Source organism: Clostridium amazonense (assembly GCF_056431285.1).
Window position 1 is genome coordinate 628,243 of record NZ_JBWKMH010000010.1, and the last position, 18,475, is coordinate 646,717.

The 18,475-nt window shown below is 29.1% G+C and carries 23 protein-coding genes; 19 read left to right on the forward strand and 4 right to left on the reverse strand.

The window, feature by feature from the left end:
• The first annotated feature begins 22 nt into the window (after positions 1-22).
• The 14 genes from AC07E4_RS07195 (at position 23) to AC07E4_RS07260 (ending at position 11,374) form a co-directional block, all read left to right on the forward strand.
• Entirely contained in the window at positions 23-1,390 is a 1,368-nt protein-coding gene (locus AC07E4_RS07195) for an ethanolamine ammonia-lyase subunit EutB (protein WP_040329602.1), read from the forward strand.
• 14 nt (positions 1,391-1,404) lie between these two features.
• Positions 1,405-2,289, forward strand: coding sequence for an ethanolamine ammonia-lyase subunit EutC (gene eutC / locus AC07E4_RS07200; protein ID WP_040329601.1), 885 nt, complete (start codon positions 1,405-1,407; stop codon positions 2,287-2,289).
• Between the two features lie 18 nt (positions 2,290-2,307).
• Positions 2,308-2,964, forward strand: coding sequence for an ethanolamine utilization microcompartment protein EutL (gene eutL, locus AC07E4_RS07205; protein ID WP_040329600.1), 657 nt, complete (start codon positions 2,308-2,310; stop codon positions 2,962-2,964).
• A 15-nt stretch (positions 2,965-2,979) separates the two neighbouring features.
• Positions 2,980-3,603, forward strand: a complete 624-nt coding sequence (locus AC07E4_RS07210; RefSeq protein ID WP_040329599.1) for a BMC domain-containing protein — start codon at positions 2,980-2,982, stop codon at positions 3,601-3,603.
• A gap of 14 nt (positions 3,604-3,617) precedes the next feature.
• Positions 3,618-5,090, forward strand: a complete 1,473-nt coding sequence (locus tag AC07E4_RS07215) for an acetaldehyde dehydrogenase (acetylating) (RefSeq protein ID WP_040329598.1) — start codon at positions 3,618-3,620, stop codon at positions 5,088-5,090.
• A gap of 111 nt (positions 5,091-5,201) precedes the next feature.
• Positions 5,202-5,486 carry an ethanolamine utilization microcompartment protein EutM gene (gene eutM / locus AC07E4_RS07220; RefSeq protein WP_040329597.1) on the forward strand — a complete coding sequence of 95 codons (285 nt, stop codon included), beginning with the start codon at positions 5,202-5,204 and terminating at the stop codon, positions 5,484-5,486.
• Positions 5,487-5,738: 252 nt separating this feature from the next.
• Positions 5,739-6,554, forward strand: a complete 816-nt coding sequence (locus AC07E4_RS07225; protein WP_478216024.1) for a cobalamin adenosyltransferase — start codon at positions 5,739-5,741, stop codon at positions 6,552-6,554.
• Positions 6,555-6,566: 12 nt separating this feature from the next.
• Positions 6,567-7,208, forward strand: coding sequence for an ethanolamine utilization phosphate acetyltransferase EutD (gene eutD, locus AC07E4_RS07230; RefSeq protein WP_081771026.1), 642 nt, complete (start codon positions 6,567-6,569; stop codon positions 7,206-7,208).
• 11 nt (positions 7,209-7,219) lie between these two features.
• Entirely contained in the window at positions 7,220-8,056 is an 837-nt protein-coding gene (eutJ, locus tag AC07E4_RS07235) for an ethanolamine utilization protein EutJ (protein ID WP_040329595.1), read from the forward strand.
• Between the two features lie 33 nt (positions 8,057-8,089).
• Entirely contained in the window at positions 8,090-8,785 is a 696-nt protein-coding gene (locus AC07E4_RS07240; protein WP_242838442.1) for a TIGR02536 family ethanolamine utilization protein, read from the forward strand.
• Between the two features lie 34 nt (positions 8,786-8,819).
• Positions 8,820-9,089, forward strand: a complete 270-nt coding sequence (locus AC07E4_RS07245) for a EutN/CcmL family microcompartment protein (protein WP_040329593.1) — start codon at positions 8,820-8,822, stop codon at positions 9,087-9,089.
• Positions 9,090-9,111: 22 nt separating this feature from the next.
• Complete coding sequence (locus AC07E4_RS07250) at positions 9,112-9,651, forward strand: BMC domain-containing protein (protein ID WP_478216025.1); 540 nt, start codon at positions 9,112-9,114, stop codon at positions 9,649-9,651.
• 105 nt (positions 9,652-9,756) lie between these two features.
• A complete protein-coding gene (gene eutH, locus AC07E4_RS07255) occupies positions 9,757-10,848 on the forward strand; it encodes an ethanolamine utilization protein EutH (protein WP_040329591.1) in 1,092 nt (363 codons plus the stop codon).
• A 55-nt stretch (positions 10,849-10,903) separates the two neighbouring features.
• Entirely contained in the window at positions 10,904-11,374 is a 471-nt protein-coding gene (locus tag AC07E4_RS07260) for a cupin domain-containing protein (RefSeq protein ID WP_040329590.1), read from the forward strand.
• Positions 11,375-11,493: 119 nt separating this feature from the next.
• Here the strand turns inward: AC07E4_RS07260 and AC07E4_RS07265 are convergent, their stop codons facing one another.
• Positions 11,494-11,865: a hypothetical protein gene (locus tag AC07E4_RS07265; protein ID WP_040329589.1), complete on the reverse strand. Its 372-nt coding sequence runs from the start codon at positions 11,863-11,865 to the stop codon at positions 11,494-11,496.
• 657 nt (positions 11,866-12,522) lie between these two features.
• On the opposite strand from AC07E4_RS07265, the gene AC07E4_RS07270 reads away from it, so the two are divergent.
• From AC07E4_RS07270 to panD, 4 genes are read left to right on the forward strand one after another with little or no spacing between them, the layout of a single operon-like run.
• On the forward strand, positions 12,523-13,380 hold the full coding sequence (locus AC07E4_RS07270) for a Rossmann-like and DUF2520 domain-containing protein (RefSeq protein WP_478216026.1): 858 nt from the start codon (positions 12,523-12,525) through the stop codon (positions 13,378-13,380).
• Positions 13,377-14,204 carry a 3-methyl-2-oxobutanoate hydroxymethyltransferase gene (gene panB, locus AC07E4_RS07275; RefSeq protein ID WP_040329588.1) on the forward strand — a complete coding sequence of 276 codons (828 nt, stop codon included), beginning with the start codon at positions 13,377-13,379 and terminating at the stop codon, positions 14,202-14,204. The genes AC07E4_RS07270 and panB overlap by 4 nt, the downstream gene beginning before the upstream one ends.
• A gap of 47 nt (positions 14,205-14,251) precedes the next feature.
• Entirely contained in the window at positions 14,252-15,100 is an 849-nt protein-coding gene (panC, locus tag AC07E4_RS07280; protein ID WP_478216027.1) for a pantoate--beta-alanine ligase, read from the forward strand.
• 13 nt (positions 15,101-15,113) lie between these two features.
• Positions 15,114-15,497, forward strand: coding sequence for an aspartate 1-decarboxylase (gene panD / locus AC07E4_RS07285; protein WP_040329586.1), 384 nt, complete (start codon positions 15,114-15,116; stop codon positions 15,495-15,497).
• Between the two features lie 105 nt (positions 15,498-15,602).
• Here the strand turns inward: panD and AC07E4_RS07290 are convergent, their stop codons facing one another.
• Both AC07E4_RS07290 and AC07E4_RS07295 read right to left on the reverse strand, forming a co-directional pair.
• The gene (locus AC07E4_RS07290) at positions 15,603-15,953 is read right to left on the reverse strand and encodes a hypothetical protein (RefSeq protein WP_040329585.1); all 351 of its coding nucleotides are present in this window, start codon (positions 15,951-15,953) and stop codon (positions 15,603-15,605) included.
• Between the two features lie 37 nt (positions 15,954-15,990).
• Positions 15,991-16,314: a hypothetical protein gene (locus AC07E4_RS07295; protein ID WP_040329584.1), complete on the reverse strand. Its 324-nt coding sequence runs from the start codon at positions 16,312-16,314 to the stop codon at positions 15,991-15,993.
• 348 nt (positions 16,315-16,662) lie between these two features.
• Between AC07E4_RS07295 and AC07E4_RS07300 the strand changes: the two genes are divergently transcribed.
• Positions 16,663-16,908: a hypothetical protein gene (locus AC07E4_RS07300; protein ID WP_478216028.1), complete on the forward strand. Its 246-nt coding sequence runs from the start codon at positions 16,663-16,665 to the stop codon at positions 16,906-16,908.
• Positions 16,909-17,023: 115 nt separating this feature from the next.
• On the opposite strand, the gene AC07E4_RS07305 is transcribed toward AC07E4_RS07300, so the two are convergent.
• Positions 17,024-17,776 (reverse strand): TSUP family transporter, encoded by a 753-nt coding sequence (locus AC07E4_RS07305; protein WP_430830700.1) that lies wholly within the window; start codon positions 17,774-17,776, stop codon positions 17,024-17,026.
• Positions 17,777-18,475 lie beyond the last annotated feature (699 nt).

Consider the following 18,475-nt stretch of genomic DNA (forward strand, 5'->3'; position numbering starts at 1 on the left):
TATTTTAGAGGGGTGAACTATAGTGATACTAAAAACTAAATTATTTGGAAAAACGTATCAGTTCAAGGATGTAAAAGAAGTATTAGCAAAAGCTAATGAAGAAAAATCAGGAGACAAATTAGCAGGTGTTGCTGCTACAACAGCTCAAGAAAGAGTTGCAGCAAAAGTTGTATTAAGTAATTTAACAGTTGCAGACATAAGAAACAACCCAGTTGTTGCTTATGAATTAGACGAAGTTACAAGAATAATACAAGATGCAGTAAATGAAAAAATATATGCTGAAATTAAAAATTGGACAATTTCAGAATTAAGAGAATGGATATTAAAAGATACTACAACAGGTGTAGATATAAGAAGAATATCAAGAGGACTAACAAGTGAGGTTATTGCAGCAGTAGCTAAACTTATGTCTAACCTTGACTTAATAGCAGGAGCTAAAAAGATAAAAGTAACAGCTCACTGTAACACTACAATAGGAGAAACTGGAAGATTATCAGCAAGATTACAACCAAACCACCCAACAGATGATGTTGATGGAATAGTTGCTTCATTATTAGAAGGTTTAACATATGGTATTGGTGATGCTGTTATAGGATTAAACCCAGTTGATGATACTGTTGGAAGTGTAGTAAAAGTATTAAAGAAATTTGAAGAAATAAAACAAAAATACGAAATACCAACACAAAACTGTGTTCTTGCTCACGTAACAACACAAATGGAAGCTATAAAACAAGGAGCTCCAACAGACTTAATATTCCAAAGTATTGCAGGATCTGAAAAAGGAAATGAAGCTTTCGGTCTTTCAGGAACAATTATAGAAGAAGCAAGACAACTTGCATTAAAAGAAGGAACAGCAGCAGGTCCAAATGTTATGTACTTCGAGACAGGACAAGGATCAGAATTATCTGCAGATGCACACCATGGTGCAGACCAAGTAACTATGGAAGCTAGATGTTATGGATTTGCGAAAAAGTTTGATCCATTCTTAGTTAACACAGTTGTTGGATTTATAGGACCAGAGTACTTATACGATAGTAAAGAAGTTATAAGAGCAGGTCTTGAAGATCACTTCATGGGTAAATTAAGTGGAATACCAATGGGTTGTGACGTTTGTTACACAAACCATATGAAAGCAGATCAAAATGATGTAGAAAACCTAGCTGTATTATTAGCAGCAGCAGAGTGTACTTACTTTATGGGAATTCCTCACGGGGATGATATAATGCTTAACTATCAAACTACAGGATACCATGAAACAGCAACATTAAGAGAACTTTTAAATAAGAGACCAATAGCTGAGTTTGAAGCTTGGTTAGAAAAATGGGGCTTCATGAATGATGGAAAGTTAACAGCAAAAGCAGGAGATGCTTCTGTATTTCTTAAAAAGTAGGAGGGGTAAGTAACATGTTTTCAGAAAATGATTTAAAAAAATTAGTAGAACAAGTATTAGTAGAAATGACAGCTAATAGCGGTTCAAATGTTAATGCCGCAGCAAATAATAACACAGAAAATACATCTGTAGATGAGAATGGAATGATTCCAGACATCACAGAAAAAGATATAAGAACAACTCTATTAGTAGAGAATCCAGAAGATGCAGAAGCATACTTAAAAATGAAAAAGCATACTCCTGCAAGAATAGGAATAGGCAAAACTGGAACAAGATACAAAACTGAAACAGTATTAAGATTTAGAGCAGACCACGCTGCAGCTCAAGATGCTGTATTTACAGATGTTAATGAAGAGTTATTAAAAGAAATGAACTTAATAACACTTCAAACAAAATGTGAATCTAAAGACCAGTTTATAACAAGACCAGACCTTGGAAGACAAATATCTAGAGAAGAATTAGCTAAATTAAGTTCATTCAAGAGAAATCCTCAAGTTCAAATATTTATTGCTGATGGATTAAGCTCAAAAGCTATCGAAGCTAACATAAAAGATATATTACCAGCATTAATTCAAGGATTACAAGGACACGGAATATCTATAGGAGACCCATTCTTCGTAAGACTTGGAAGAGTTGGAACTATGGATGTTGTATCAGAAGAACTTGGAGCAGATGTAACTTGTCTATTAGTTGGAGAAAGACCAGGTCTTGTAACAGCTGAAAGTATGAGTGCTTATATAGCTTACAAAGCAACAGTTGGAATGCCAGAATCAAGAAGAACAGTTGTATCTAACATACATAAGGGCGGTACTCCTGCAGTTGAAGCTGGTGCTTACATTGCAGATATAATAAAACTAATGTTAGATAAAAAAGCAAGTGGATTAGATTTAAAATTATAATTCAGGGGGTATAGCATTATGAAAAACGATCAATTACGTCCATCAGTTTTAGCAGTTAAAATAATACCAAATGTTAATGCTGATATGGCAAAAGAATTCGATTTAAAACCTGAGCACAAAAGTGTTGGAATATTAACTGCTGATTGTGATGATGTAACTTACACAGCATTAGATGAAGCTACTAAAGCAGCAGATGTTGAAGTAGTTTATGCAAAATCATTTTATGGTGGAGCAGCAAATGCTAATAGTAAATTAGCAGGAGAAGTTATAGGAATAATAGCAGGACCAAGTCCAGCAGAAGTTAGAAGTGGAATGAATGCAGCAGTTGATTTCATCGAAAGCGGAGTAGCAACATTCTACAGTGCAAATGATGATGATTCAATTCCATACTATGCACAATGTATATCAAGAACAGGTTCATATCTTTCTAAAACAGCAGGAATAAGAGAAGGTGAAGCATTAGCTTATGTTATAGCACCACCATTAGAAGCTATGTATGCATTAGATGCAGCTATGAAAGCAGCAGCAGTTGAATTAAAGGCATTCTTTGGACCACCATCAGAAACAAACTTTGGTGGAGGATTATTAACAGGAAGCCAATCAGCATGTAAAGCAGCTTGTGAAGCCTTTGCAGCAGCAGTTAAATTTGTAGCAGAAAATCCTACAGAATATTAAGATTAGGTGAGGAATATGAAGAAATCCACACTAGGATTTTTAGAAACTTATGGATTTGTTGGAGCAGTAGAAGGTCTTGATGTAGCATTAAAGTCTGCAAATGTTGAATTTGTAAGTTGTGAATTTGTAAGCAGTGGAATAGTTACAATAGTAATTACGGGCGATGTAGCATCTGTAAAAGCTGCAGTAGAAGCTGCTTGTATAGCAATTGATAAAGTTGGAACATTAAGAAATACTCATGTAATAGCTAGAGCAGACGAAAGCGTTGTGGGTATGTTTGAAGAGAAAAAAGAAATTGCAGTAATTGAAGAATTAAACGCCTATGAAAGCTCTCAAAGTGAAAATTTAGCAAATGATATAGAAGATATAGATGATGCTAAAGAGCTTGAGATAGTAGAAGAGAACATAGACGCTAAAGAAACTTTAGAGAATGAAAGTGAAAAAGAAACTTTAAAAACTAGTATAGAAATTGAACATGTAATGAAAATGACTAAAGAAGAGTTAGAATCATTAAAAGTTCAAGAACTAAGAACTATAGCTAGAAAACTTAAAGAAGAACATAAGCTTTCTCTAACTAAAAAACAAATTAAGTTTAGTAAAAAAGAACAACTTGTAGAAGCTATACTTAATGAGCAGTAGGAGGCGTAAAATAAATGGAACTTTTAGATAAAGATTTATTATCATTACAAGAAACTAGAACATTAATAACTAGAGCTAAAAAAGCTCAAGAAATATATAAAACATTTTCTCAAGAAAAAGTAGATTCAATAGTTAAAGCTGTAGCAGAAGCTGCAGAGAAAGAAGCTGTTAAGCTTGCTAAAATGGCTTGGGAAGAAACAGGATTTGGAAAGTGGCAAGACAAAATCGTAAAAAACACTTTTGCAAGTAGAGTTGTTTATGAAAACATGAAAAACACAAAAACAGTTGGAATAATTAACGAAAACAAAGAGCAAAAGTACTTTGAAGTTGGAGTGCCAGTTGGAGTAGTAGCAGGATTAATTCCTTCAACTAATCCTACATCAACAACTATATATAAAACATTAATTTCTTTAAAAGCAGGAAATGGTATAGTTGTTTCACCACATCCAAATGCTAAAAATTGTATCATTGAAACAGCAAGAATATTAAATGATGCAGCAATAAAAGCAGGAGCACCAGAAGGTCTTATTGGATGCATAACAATTCCTTCATTACAAGGAACAAGTGAATTAATGAAACACAAAGATACAGCATTAATTCTAGCAACTGGTGGAGAAGCAATGGTACATGCTGCTTATAGTTCAGGAACACCAGCTATCGGAGTTGGTCCAGGAAATGGTCCAGCATTTATAGATAAATCAGCAGATATAAAATTAGCTGTTAAGAGAATTTTAGATAGTAAGACTTTTGATAACGGAGTAATCTGTGCATCTGAGCAATCAGTAGTTGTTGAAAAATCTATGAAAGAAGCTGTTAAAGAAGAACTTATAAGACAAGGTGCTTACTTCTTAAATGAAGAAGAATCTAAAAAATTAGGAAGCTTCATATTAAGAGCTAATGGAACAATGAACCCACAAATCGTTGGTAAAAGTGTAGAAAAATTAGCTGAAATGGCTGGATTAAATGTTAAAGCTGGAAGCAGAGTATTAATATCTGAACAAACGACTGTTGGTAAGGATAATCCTTATTCAAGAGAAAAGTTAACTCCAATCTTAGCATTCTACACAGTTAATGATTTAGAAGAAGGAATTGATCTTTGTACAAGAATCTTAATGAATGAAGGAAAAGGACATACTTTAGTACTTCACTCAAACAATGACGAAGTTATAAAAACTTTCGGATTAAGAATTCCAGTATCTAGATTGTTAGTAAATACTCCAGGAGCATTAGGTGGAATAGGTGGAGCAACAAATCTTGTTCCAGCACTTACATTAGGTTGTGGAGCAGTTGGAGGAAGTTCAACTTCTGATAACATAGGACCACTTAACTTAATTAACATAAAAAGAGTTGCATGTGGAGTTAGAGAACTTGAAGAACTTAGAGGAGAAGAATGTCCAAGCTGTACTCAATCTGAATCTTCAATATCTAAAGATCAATTAGAATTAATAATAAAGAAAGTTGTTGAACAGTTAGCATCACTTTCTTAATCAAGATGAATTATAGAGGATTAAGTTAAGAAAAACTTAACTTTTCCTCACTTACAATATAAAACTTATAAATAAAAAAATATTAAAGGTAAATTTAAGGAGGAATTTCAAATGGCAAACATGAACGCATTAGGAATGATAGAAACTAAAGGATTAGTAGGAGCTATAGAAGCTGCAGACGCAATGGTTAAAGCTGCTAACGTAACTTTAATAGGAAAAGAGCAAATCGGAGCAGGTCTTGTAACTGTAATGGTAAGAGGAGACGTTGGAGCTGTTAAAGCTGCTACAGATGCAGGTGCTGCAGCTGCTGAGAGAGTTGGAGAATTAGTATCAGTTCACGTAATCCCAAGACCACACGGAGAAGTTGAAGTTATACTTCCAAAATTCGAAGCTTAGGATTAACAAAGCAAAAGAATAAAGAATAAATTGTTTATCATGCCCATGAACTTATAACAATGTAATGGCAATCCAATTAAGTTGGCCTTGCTTAAATCAAATTAGTTTGATTTTTATAGTTAAGAGTCCATGGGTATGATTAAGTTTAAGGCATCTTATAGGAAAACAAGGTCCAATAAGGAGTATGTTTAACTATTTCGGGTATTTAAGTAAAAAACAACTTAAAACCCTATAGTAAAGGATGTGAAATACATGAGCGTATTAACAGAAAGCACTTTAAGAAGTAAGATTAAAAATCAGAATATTAGTGAATATGTAGTTGAAAAAGGTGTGATAATAACTCCTTCAGCTAGACAATATTTACAAGATAAGGGCATTAAATTAGTTTATAAATCTAATGAATCAGATGTAAAAGAAGAATATGATGGAACTAATTTTATAAAAAATAGCAATGCAAAAAATGCTTTTGATAGCGAAAATCCAAAAGTTCCAGAAGCAAAAGAAAATAAATTTATACCACGTTATAAATTTATAAATGGTGGAGCTTTTGAAAATAAACCAGAACATATGACTCAACTAAAAGGAAACATGTTAGTTTCTAAAGGACACAGAAGAATAGTTTTAAGAGGAAGACTAGATTCACTTCAAGCTCAAATACTAAAATCAGAAGTGGTATGTAAGAATTTAAATGAGGTTAAGGTACTAGAAGAGTTAGAAGAAATTCTTGACTATGTAAGATTAATACTTGCATCAGAAGTAATGGAAGATCCATTACCAGAATTTAAACTTCTTGGTTTAAATGAACAAGAATTAAAAGCACATTCTCACAATCCTAAGAAATATTTAGGTACAGAACATATAATTTTCCCAAATTATCAAATGGGAGATGTAGTTGTAGAACTAAATAGTTTAAGAGCTGAGAGTAGAGAAGTAGAAATAGTAGCTTATAATGCATTTATAAATGAAGACGGTGAACTTTCAAGAAATGATATAGCACTAGCAATGAATAGATTAAGTAGTTGTTTTTATGTAATGATGTGTAAATATGTAGCTGGAAAGTACAAATAAGAGGTGAAAAGAGTGCAAATATCAAATTCAGAAATTAACTACATCATTGATGAAGTAGTTAAAAGATTAAAAGAGAAAAAAGAAAACAAAGGAATATTAGTAGAAGCATCAGGAAGACATGTTCATCTTTCTCAAAAGGAAGTAGAAGTTCTTTTTGGAAAAGGATATGAACTTAAAAAAGTTAGAGATTTATCTCAACCAGGACAATATCTTTGTGAAGAAAAAGTAACACTTGTTGGCCCAAGGGGGGTTATGCAAAATGTAGCGGTTTTAGGTCCTGCAAGAGCAGATACTCAAGTTGAACTTTCAAAAAGTGATGCAGTTTCTATAGGAATAAATGCACCTGTTAGAATGTCAGGAGATATAAAAAATAGTGCACCAATAACTATAGTTTCAAAAAATGCAGCTGTTTCTTTAAGTGAAGGTGTAATTGTTGCTAAAAGACATATACACATAACTCCAGAAGATGCAAGTAAATATGGAATTAAAAATGGTGAAGATGTAAAAGTTAAAATATCTGGAGAGAGAAGTTTAATTTTTGATGAAGTAGCTGTTAGAGTAAGCGATAAATTTAATACTGTAATTCATATTGATTATGATGAAGCAAATGCCTGTGGATTTACTAAAGGTGTTTATGCTGAAATAGTTAAATAAAGAGGTTAATTATGGCTAACTTAAATAAAGTTGATGAGCTTATAAAAAAGGTAGAACAATCAATAAAAAGTCCTAAAAAAGTTTCAGCTAGTGACAAATTATATGTAGGAGTAGACTTAGGAACTGCATATATAGTTATAGTGGTTTTAGATGAAAACAAACAGCCAGTTGCTTGTGAAATGAAGTTTGCACAAGTAGTAAGAGATGGGTTAGTTGTAGATTTTATTGGAGCTACTAATATAGTTAGAGAACTTAAGAAAAAACTTGAAGATAAACTTGGATTTGAACTTACAAAAGCAGCAATAGCAGTACCACCAGGAACAGGTGAAAGAGATATAAAAACTCATATGTATGTTGTTGAGGGTGCTGGAATGGAAGTTGTATCTGTAGAGGATGAACCCACTGCAGCAAATGCTGTATTAGAAGTTGAAAATGGCGTAGTTGTAGATGTAGGTGGTGGAACAACAGGATTGTCAATTTTTGAAAATGGGAAAGTAATATACACAGCAGATGAAGCGACAGGAGGAACTCAATTGTCACTAGTAGTTGCAGGTGCATATAAAATTCCGTTTGAAGAAGCAGAAGAAAAGAAAAAAGATATAAAGAATCAAGATGAGATTTTTCATATTGTGACACCTGTAATTCAAAAGATAGGTTCAATTGTTAGAACACACATACAAGGATTTAATGTAGAGAAAATTTACTTAGTAGGTGGTACTTGTTGTCTTAAAGATTTTGAGAGAATAATAAAAAAAGAAACAGGTATAGAAACTATTAAACCATTAAACCCATTTTTAGTTACTCCTTTAGGAATAGCAATCAACTGTGCTTCAAAAGAGAATGTTTAAAATCTCGAATACAGGGGGGAAGGAGTGAAACCTATGGATAATGATAAGTTAATAGAACTTATAACTAAAGAGGTTATGAAGCGAATAAAGCTTATGGTAGAAGTAAATAATAATAAAAAAGTATTAATATTAGAAAAAAGTGAAAATCTTTGTCCAGTAGTAAAAAAGATTTTAGCTGAAAATGAGATGTCAGTAGATTCAATAGATTCTATGGGTAATTTAGACAATTATGAATTTATATTAATACAAAACCTTTCTAATAATGAGCTAATTAATATAGCACAAGGATATCAAAACTCAGAAAAAGAAAAAGCTATTATAGATATTCTTTTAAAGGGAAAGAAAGTATACGGATTAGAAAAGGGATTAGAATATAAAGAATATGAAGATGTAGCACCAAAAGGATTAATAGAAGTATTCCAAGGTTATAAGGAAAAACTATCAACATTCGGTGTTGAATTCACATCATTAAGAGCTATTATAGGTAGCAAAGTTACAGAAAAAAGTGCAAATAAAAGTGAAGAAAAAACACAAGTTAAATCATTAGAAAAGGTAGATGTTAGAACACATCAAAATGTTATAACTAAAAAGTTAGTATCAGAAATAGATATGAAAAATATGCAAAAAGATGGAGCTAAAGAAGTTAGAATTTCTAAGAAATCTATAATTACTCCATTAGCGAAAGATTTTGCAAGAATAAATAACATTACTATAACAATAGAAAGTTAAGAAAGTTTATTTAGGAGAGGAAAGGGAACTTATTATGGTTATTGGACAAGTAACAGGACATTTATGGGCAACTAGAAAAGACGAGAATCTTAGTGGTTTTAAATTTTTAGTTGTAAGAAAACTGGATTATAAAGGAGATCTTACACACGATGCAATAGTTGCAGTAGACTCTGTAGGTGCAGGAATTGGCGACCAAGTTATTATAGTTGGAGGTAGTTCAGCTAGATATGTGCTTGATGACAAAAAGGCACCAATAGATGCTACTATAGTTGGAATTATTGATTCATTAGAGTTTGATAATTAAATATACAATGGAGAATAAATTTATGAAAAAAGCTTTAGGAATATTAGAATTTAGTAGCGTTGCAAAAGGCATAGAAATAAGTGATGTTCTTTTAAAATCTTCATTTGTAGATGTTGAACTTCTAAGACACATATGTCCAGGAAAGTTTTTAACTATAATTTCTGGAGATGTTGAAGAAATAAAAGAAGCTATAGAGAAAGCTGACAAAAGTGAAAAAAGATTAGTTGAGAGTACTATAATATCAGGAGTTCATGAACAAGTTTTAAGTGGATTAAAAAAAAGACCACTTGTAACAAATTTTAATGCTATAGGAATAATAGAGTTTTCTACAGTAACATCTTCAATTATAGCTTTAGATGTAGCATTAAAAACATCTGATGTAAATTTAGTACGACTAGTTTTAGGAAATGGTATTGCAGGAAGAGCTTATTTTATAATTAATGGTTCTGTGTCTAGTGTTGAAGAAGGCGTTAAGTCAGCAAAAGACTTTTTAAATTCTCAAAAAATAATTCATAGTGTAGTAATCCCTTCTCCAAGTAAACTTCTTTTACAAAGTCTTTAAATCAATATAGTTTTAAAGATGATAATATAGAAATTTAATTTAAATTTCAACATAGAGATATTTCTCTAATAAGCAGTTTAAAATTTAAGAAAAGAGGTGCGATATATGAGCATTAATGAAATTATTGTGTATATTATGATGGCATTCCTAGTAATAGGAGCTGTAGACAAACTTTTAGGAAATAAGTTTGGATATGGTGAACAGTTTGAAGAAGGTTTTATGGCTATGGGTTCACTTGCTTTAGCAATGATAGGAGCAATGTGTTTAGCTCCAGTTTTAGCTGATTTATTAAAACCAGTAGTAGTACCACTATATAAAGCATTAGGAGCAGACCCTTCAATGTTTGCAACTACTTTACTTGCTTGTGATATGGGTGGATATCAATTAGCTCAACAATTAGCAGAGAACGCACAAGTAGCGCCATTTGCAGGATTAATATTAGGATCAATGATGGGACCTACAATAGTATTTACTATACCAGTAGCATTAGGAATAATAGAGAAGAATGATCAACAATACTTAGCTAAAGGTGTTTTAGCAGGAATTATAACAGTACCAGTAGGAACATTTGTAGGGGGAGTAGTTTCAGGATTACCAGCTATGTTAGTTCTTAAAAACTTAACTCCAATTATATTATTTGCAGTACTTATAGCATTAGGATTAAAACTTATACCAAATGGAATGATAAAAGGATTTACTTACTTTGGTAAATTTATAACTATAGTAATAACTTTAGGTCTTGTAGCAGCATGTATAGAAAGCGCAACAGGATTTGTAGTTATACCAGGAATGGCACCAATTGGAGAAGGTGTAGCAGTTGTTGGAGATATAGCTATAATCTTAGCTGGAGCTTATCCATTAGTACACTTTATAACAAAAGTATTCAAGAAGCCACTTATGAAAGTTGGATCATTATTAAAGATGAACGATGTTGCAGCAGCTGGTATGATAGCATCACTTGCAAATAGTATACCAATGTTCGGAATGATGAAAGATATGGATGAAAGAGGAAAAATAATAAACGTTGCTTTTGCAGTAAGTGCAGCATTCGTATTTGGAGATCACTTAGGATTTGCAGCAGGAGTTAACCAAGAATTAATTACTCCAATGATAATTGGTAAATTAGTTGGTGGAGTTACAGCTGTAATGGTAGCTATGTTAATGACTAAAAACGTAGCAAGCAAAAAAGAAGCATAAAAATATAAAAATATAAAAATATAAAAATATAAAAGGTTAAAAAGGAGATTTTGTTATGGAAAATTTAAATGAATCATTAATCGAAGAAATAGTAAGAAAAATAATAACTGAAAAATTAGGACAAGCACAAGCTACAGAAGAGAAAGCTCCTGATTTTGAAAAAACAGTTGGTAAAAACGGAGTTATTTCAATAAAAACTGAAACTGTAAAACCTGAAAAATTTGACACAGGAAAAGAAGGGGATCAAGTTTACTTAAAAGATGTTTTAACATTAGAAGAAAGTCCAAGACTTGGATGTGGAGTTATGGAAATGAAAGAAACTAGCTTTGCATGGACATTAAACTATGATGAAATAGACTATATAATAGAAGGAAGTCTAGAAATAGATATAAATGGAGAAAAAATTGTAGGAAATAAAGGTGATTTAATATTTATTCCTGCAAAATCTTCAATACATTTTACAGTTCCTAAGTATGCTAAGTTTACATATACAACTTATCCAGCAAACTGGGCAGAACAAAACTAAAAAAATAATATAAGATGATTTAAATAGCAGATTAAATTTTCATATATTAAAATTTACCCCAAAAAAGATATGCTTAAATTAAATAAGCATATCTTTTTTTATTATTAAAAATTATAATACTAAAGTGGGATTCTTGCTAAGACTAAGTGCTTGTTTTTCATATTATATAGTTGTTCTTTTGTTATTTCTTGAATAGTAGTTACTTTATTTACATTATGGATAGTACCTAATCTAATTCTAGCATCATCTAAATCTTTTGCTAAAACTGTACCACAATATAAAGCATCTTCACTACTAATATTAAATAAAAATACTTTAAGATCTTCTATTGGCACTATATCTTTCTTTAAAAATTCGTCGTCAAATTCAATTTCTGTATCTGGAGCAATTAGTCCTTCTCTAACTATCTGTTTATCCCAACCTTTGTATTCACAAAGTCTTCCCCATAAACCTAAATTCATAAGATTTCTAACAGTAAGTGTAACCATCATAATAATATATACTCCTTTCCATTTTAAGAATTTTTAATGTTTAAATATATTAAAAATAATAAATATTCCCGTGTAAAATATTTATTAAATGTATATATCTATAAAATTTTATAAATAAGAAACTACTTAAATTTAATATTTAAATAGTTAAAAGTTTTATCATTAATTTAACTGTAATTAGTTTTATATAGTGTTTTAAGTTTAAAATGAAAATAAAAAAATGATATAATTAAACATAAATGGAAAATATTAATTTAAGTGTTAAGTATTAGTATAATACTTAAAAATTAATAATATTTGAACAATATATAAAATTATGATAAATTATACTTGGGTAGTATCAGAAAGAACTACACCAAACAAATTAATGAACAAAATGACAGCTCATATCGAATGAATGAGACTAGCTTGTTTAAATACAAGTATAAATTATAGTATCACTGAAAAAAATTAAATTATGTATGGATTCAAAAATTATATGAATTTTGGATACCAAAAAATTTAAATTTTTATAGAAAAAATATTTGAAAATTTTTTTATTTAACTAATGTATTTATATTTCTAAAGAATTAATAGCGAAATAATTTTTAGAAGCATTAGATAAAAATAAATTATTTTAAATTTTTATTAAAAATTTAAAAATCTATATTTAAGGTGGTGGTATTTATAAAAATTGGATTTATTGGAGCAGGAAAAGTAGGATTTTCCTTTGGAAAGTATCTAAGTGAAAATAAATTTAAATTAAGTGGATATTATAGTAAAAACAATTTATCCTCAAAAGAAGCATCTATATTTACAAATTCTAAATTTTATTTAAGTATTAAAGATATAGTAAATGAGAGTGATATAATTTGTGTCTCAACTCCAGATGATGAAATATTAAATATTTGGAGTGAATTACGAGAATATAACATTTCGAAAAGAGTTATTTGTCATTTTAGTGGAACATTATCCTCAGATGTTTTTACACATATAGAACAGTTTGGTGCCTACGGATATTCAATACACCCATTATTTGCAATTTGTGATAAATATAATTCCTATAAAAGTTTAAAAAATGCATTTATAACCTTAGAAGGTGATAGTAGATATATAAATAATATAAAAAGTGCATTTAATAGTCTTGGTAATGATGTAAAGATAATTAATAAAAAAGACAAGACACTATATCATGCAGCTAGTGTAATATCTAGTAATTTTGTATTAGCTTTAATAAATATATCTAAATCATATTTGAAAACATATGGATTTAAAGAAGAAGAAGCTTTAAAGGCTTTAAATCCATTAATTATCAATAATATTAAAAACATAATGGAAAATGGAATAATAGATAGTTTAACTGGTCCAATAGAAAGAAATGATGTAGAAACTATAATTAAACATTATGAAAAGTTAAATGAAAATGACAAGGAAATATATAAACTTTTAAGTAAGGAACTATTAAACATTGCAAAAATGAAAAATGTAAACAAAGATTATAAAAGTATAGAAGGATTTTTAGGAGAAGGGTTATGAAGAATACAGTAGTCACATTTCAAAATAGAAAAGATAATAATGAAAAAATTACAATGCTTACAGCATATGATTATTCTATGGCAAAATTAATTGATGAAAGTGGAATAAATGGAATACTTGTAGGTGATTCATTAGGCATGGTTTGCCTTGGCTATGAAAATACTTTATCAGTAACAATGGAAGATATGATTCATCATACTAAGGCAGTAGCAAGAGGATGCAAAAGTGCATTAGTGGTTGCTGACATGCCATTTATGTCATATCAAGTATCTACTAGTAATGCTGTATATAATGCAGGGAGATTAATAAAGGAAGGACATGCTCATGCTGTTAAATTAGAAGGTGGAAAAGATATGTGCGAAAAGATAGCGGCTATTACAAAAGCATCTATTCCTGTTATGGGGCATATAGGACTAACACCACAATCTATAAACTCTATAGGCGGATTTAAGGTACAGGGGAAAAGTGAAAAAGCTGCTAAACAATTAATAGAAGAAGCAAAAGAAATTGAAAAATCAGGAGCTTTTGCTATTGTATTAGAATGTGTTCCAGCCAAATTAGCAGAAATTATAACTAAGTCTATAGATATACCAACAATAGGAATAGGGGCTGGAAATAAGTGTGATGGACAAATATTAGTTTATCAAGATATGCTTGGAATGTTTAATGATTTTAAACCTAAATTTGTTAAGACATTTTCAAATATAGGAGAAAAAATGTCATCAGGATTTAAACTATATATAGATGAAGTTAATAGTGAAACTTTTCCAAGTGAAGAACATACATTCAAAATTGAAGATGAAATAATACAGAAATTATATTAGTTTGAAAAAGTGGGTTAAAAATCATAAAAATGATATGGGGGAGTAAAATGGTTTTAATAAAAAATATATCAGAGATTAAAGATTTAGTGAGTGAGTGGAAAAAAGAAGGTAAGACTATAGGACTTGTTCCAACAATGGGATATTTACATGAAGGACATGAAAGTCTTATAAAGAAAGCTAGAAAAGAAAATGATAAAGTTATAGTAAGTGTATTTGTAAATCCTACTCAATTTGGACCTAATGAAGATTTGGAAAGTTATCCAAGAAATATAGAAAAAGACAGAGAGTTGTGCGAAAGTTGTGGTGTAGATGTAGTTTTTAATCCAGAATCGGTTGAGATGTACGAAAATAATGCTTCTACATATATAAATGTTCAAGGATTAACAGAAGGACTTTGTGGTGCATCAAGACCAATACATTTTAGAGGCGTATGCACTGTTGTAAGTAAGTTATTTAACATTACAATGGCAGATAGAGCTTACTTTGGAGAAAAGGATGCACAGCAATTAGCAGTTGTAAAAAAGATGGTAGAAGATTTAAATTTTAATATAGATGTAGTAGGGTGTCCAATAATAAGAGAAAAAGATGGATTAGCTAAAAGTTCTAGAAATACGTATTTGTCTAAGGAAGAAAGAGTAGCAGCATTAATATTAAATAAATCATTAAATTTAGCACTAAAAAAATTAAAAAATGGTGAAGCTTCAGGAGAAAATGTAATTAATGTTATAAAAGGAGTTATAAAAGAAGAACCCTTAGCAAAAATAGATTATGTAGAAGTAGTAGATAGTAAAACACTGAAACCTGTAAAGAAAATAGAAAATAGTATTTTAGTTGCTATTGCAGTTTATATAGGAAAAACTAGACTTATTGATAATTTTACATTTAATAGAGAATAGATGAGGTGCTATTATGAGATTAACTATGTTAAAAGCTAAGATACACAGAGCTATTGTTAAGGAAGCAAATTTAAATTATGTAGGAAGTATAACAATAGATGAGGAACTTCTAGAGAAATCAGATATATTAGAATATGAAAAAGTACAAGTAGTAGATATAGATAATGGTAATAGATTAGAAACATATACAATTGCAGGAGATAGAGGAAGTGGAATGATTTGTTTAAATGGTGCAGCAGCGAAGTGTGTTAATGTAGGAGATAAAGTGATAATAATGGCATATTGCGATTTAGAAGATCAAGAAATAAAAAATCATAAACCTAAGGTTGTGTTTGTAAATGAAAACAATCAAATAGATACTATATGTAATTATGAAAAACATGGAGAAATAAAATAGCATTAAGATAAAAAGAAAAAAGGCTAATGTAATTAGTCTTTTTTCTTTTTGATTAAAATATATTCAAAAATTAAATTTATCAATGTATTGAAATCTTATATAATTTTAAGCATTATTTTTATCATCATTTGAAGATAGAGTATCTTCCTTTTTTTCGTTTGATGAATCAATGTTATTATTACAACCACAATCATTTCCACAACAACAAGAATGCTCATCCTTATTATCAACAGCTATTGTTCCAAAATTATCATCTAAATCATCACATTCATAAAGTGTTTCGTCCTCATCATCAAAATTGCATTCAAATCTTTCAAAACACTGTCTTATTTTTTTATCATGCATTTTATTAAATTGTTCATATAAAAATATTGAAGTAGCAGCTATACCAGCTACTGCCATAGCAGCTTTAACAGGAGAAACGCCATTAGATTTTTTTTTGTTACATCTTTTCATAAATATCACTCCTTCTAAAATATAAAAATTCCATAAATTATAATTTATTTTGATTATGAGATAAAATTTTTATTTTATCCATAATTTGTTGTAAATGTAACATATAAGATTGAACAACATTCATATTTGAACTATAAGGAAAATTATTATTTATAATAGAGTCAAAATAATATTTTTCATTATTATCCAAAGACAAAATTAGTTTATTTTGATTATCTACATTTAATAAATTATAGTTAGATAATATATCAACAATAAATTCTTCAATATTTTTATTTATTAATTCAGTTCTCTTTCTATAGTTATTTTTAGCAAAAAAGAAAAATATAATAATTACTATTATATAAAGTATAACCATCATAATAAAAACTATCCTTTCAAAATTATGATAAAAGTATTAATACAATTATAAATTTTATATTCATATTTGTGAAGTAGAAAATGAAAAGTGAATATAAAATATAAATAAATAGTTAATAATTAGTAAAAATAAGAATATTAGAGATTTATTTTGCTAAAATTATAATATAAGAAACAACATATTATTAAAAGCTAAGTGTACATTTAAAATTATTTTAAACAACCCGCACTTAGCTTATTTTTAAAAATACAATTTAGCTTATGAGTATTTAAATTAGAATTTAAGATAATTTTATTCATAAGTATAAAATAGATTTTGAAATTACATTATATTAAAGGGGGAATTTTTATGAGGAAAATTTATTATTGTACAGAATGCAAAAGGTTATGTGAGAATGATGAAGTTTGTAAATATTGTGGGGCAAATCACTTAAAGAAAGTTGTTCAAGGTACATCTGTTAATATTATAGGAACTAAAAGAAAAGGATCAGTGTTAAAGTTTGATGATAGTAAAATTTATTTAATATTAAAAGATGAAGGAAATAATAAATTCATAAAAGATTTTCAGATAGAAGAAATAAGAAAGGTGTTATAAAAAACTACATTTGCATATAATATAAATATATAGAAAGTATTTAAGTTAACTAATTTAGCATAGACTTTATATAAGCTATGACAATGTATTAGTAGAACTTAAATACTTTCTTCTTTTAAATTAGATTTATTAGCATTTTTAAAGCTACAGCTAATGACATAGTTATAAATATAGGCTTTATTAGTTTGGAGCCTTTATTTATTGCTATTTTAGTACCAAACTTAGCGCCTAATACCATAAATATAGCAACAATAAATCCAATTTTATAGTTTATAGAATTATTTAAGGCAAATGTTAATAGTGCTGTAATGTTACTTATAAAATTTAAACATTTAGTATTAGCTGTACTATGTAAAAAATCAAATTTATATATTTTTATTAAACCAAATACTAGAAAAGAGCCTGTACCAGGTCCGAAGAAACCATCATAAAATCCAAGAGAAAATGCAAATATAATTCCTAGTGTTAGATTTTTCTTATTAAACCCTGTAAAGTTATCTTCAGCACCAATGTTTTTTGAAAATATTGTATATATGCCAATGGCTAATATAAGAAACAAAACAAAAACATTTAAAAAACTTTCATCTAAGAGCAAAACAGTTTTTACACCTAATATTGCACCTATAAAAGTAAATGGTCCTAAAATTTTAATTAGTTTAAAATTAACAAGGCCAGATTTGCAAAAATTATATGAACTAGTAAGAGATCCCATTGAAGCTGAAAACTTATTGGTACCTAAACTAAGATGTGGTGGTATTCCAGCCATTAGGTAAGCGGGCATACTTATAAGTCCACCACCACCAGCAATAGCATCTATAAAAGCTGCAAAAAATCCAGCAATAGCAAGAAAAGATAATTTAAATAACATTTAATTAAACCCTCCTAATTATAAAATTAAAAATTCATATTAAATACAACTTGTGTAATTAAATAATATAGGATTTCAAGTTTAAATTCAAAATAATCTCTTTCTGTCCACTATATTTTAAAAATTAACTTTGTCCAATATAATTAGGGAGGCTATAGGTTTTTCACTCTTAATTCTTAGTTCTTAATTGATTTCAACCATGATATCAGAATAAACTGTAATATCAATAGTCTTCTTTGATAAGACTCTTATTTTTGGTTTGAACTTGGAACCCTATAGAGCTTGTAAAATATAAATTTAAATTATATATGGGGAAGGAGTTCGAAAAACTACACCTAGTGTATCAGTAAATGGAATTAGAATAAAAAAGAAGAAAAATAGAGCAAATGATGAATAATTCTATAAAATAGGTGAAATAATAATTATATAGTGAGTAAAATATTAATATAATAAATCTTGTCGCTGCAAGACATCAACAAAATGTTGGAAGAAAACAGTGCAGTGTTTTGAAAAGATAACTTAAAAAAGTTATTGACAATAAAAACACAAAAGGATATTATGAATAAGCAGTCATTAAAGACTGACAAAAAAGTAACAAATTGGTCTTTGAAAATTAAACAGATAATATATAGGTAAAACCAGTTAATTCATTGAGATTCTAATCAATTAGAAGATCACATCGAAAGATGTAAAATTGAC

Excerpts from the sequence above, each read along its gene's own strand:
- AC07E4_RS07250 (WP_478216025.1), top strand. The coding sequence starts at position 9,112 with ATGAAAAAAGCTTTAGGAATATTAGAATTTAGTAGCGTTGCAAAAGGC.
- eutJ (WP_040329595.1), top strand. The coding sequence starts at position 7,220 with ATGGCTAACTTAAATAAAGTTGATGAGCTTATAAAAAAGGTAGAACAA.
- eutC (WP_040329601.1), top strand. The coding sequence starts at position 1,405 with ATGTTTTCAGAAAATGATTTAAAAAAATTAGTAGAACAAGTATTAGTA.
- AC07E4_RS07265 (WP_040329589.1), bottom strand. The coding sequence starts at position 11,865 with ATGATGGTTACACTTACTGTTAGAAATCTTATGAATTTAGGTTTATGG.
- AC07E4_RS07305 (WP_430830700.1), bottom strand. The coding sequence starts at position 17,776 with ATGTTATTTAAATTATCTTTTCTTGCTATTGCTGGATTTTTTGCAGCT.
- AC07E4_RS07290 (WP_040329585.1), bottom strand. The coding sequence starts at position 15,953 with ATGAAAAGATGTAACAAAAAAAAATCTAATGGCGTTTCTCCTGTTAAA.
- AC07E4_RS07215 (WP_040329598.1), top strand. The coding sequence starts at position 3,618 with ATGGAACTTTTAGATAAAGATTTATTATCATTACAAGAAACTAGAACA.
- AC07E4_RS07300 (WP_478216028.1), top strand. The coding sequence starts at position 16,663 with ATGAGGAAAATTTATTATTGTACAGAATGCAAAAGGTTATGTGAGAAT.
- AC07E4_RS07210 (WP_040329599.1), top strand. The coding sequence starts at position 2,980 with ATGAAGAAATCCACACTAGGATTTTTAGAAACTTATGGATTTGTTGGA.
- panB (WP_040329588.1), top strand. The coding sequence starts at position 13,377 with ATGAAGAATACAGTAGTCACATTTCAAAATAGAAAAGATAATAATGAA.
- panC (WP_478216027.1), top strand. The coding sequence starts at position 14,252 with ATGGTTTTAATAAAAAATATATCAGAGATTAAAGATTTAGTGAGTGAG.
- AC07E4_RS07260 (WP_040329590.1), top strand. The coding sequence starts at position 10,904 with ATGGAAAATTTAAATGAATCATTAATCGAAGAAATAGTAAGAAAAATA.
- AC07E4_RS07225 (WP_478216024.1), top strand. The coding sequence starts at position 5,739 with ATGAGCGTATTAACAGAAAGCACTTTAAGAAGTAAGATTAAAAATCAG.
- AC07E4_RS07295 (WP_040329584.1), bottom strand. The coding sequence starts at position 16,314 with ATGATGGTTATACTTTATATAATAGTAATTATTATATTTTTCTTTTTT.
- panD (WP_040329586.1), top strand. The coding sequence starts at position 15,114 with ATGAGATTAACTATGTTAAAAGCTAAGATACACAGAGCTATTGTTAAG.
- eutL (WP_040329600.1), top strand. The coding sequence starts at position 2,308 with ATGAAAAACGATCAATTACGTCCATCAGTTTTAGCAGTTAAAATAATA.
- AC07E4_RS07245 (WP_040329593.1), top strand. The coding sequence starts at position 8,820 with ATGGTTATTGGACAAGTAACAGGACATTTATGGGCAACTAGAAAAGAC.
- AC07E4_RS07240 (WP_242838442.1), top strand. The coding sequence starts at position 8,090 with ATGGATAATGATAAGTTAATAGAACTTATAACTAAAGAGGTTATGAAG.
- eutM (WP_040329597.1), top strand. The coding sequence starts at position 5,202 with ATGGCAAACATGAACGCATTAGGAATGATAGAAACTAAAGGATTAGTA.
- eutH (WP_040329591.1), top strand. The coding sequence starts at position 9,757 with ATGAGCATTAATGAAATTATTGTGTATATTATGATGGCATTCCTAGTA.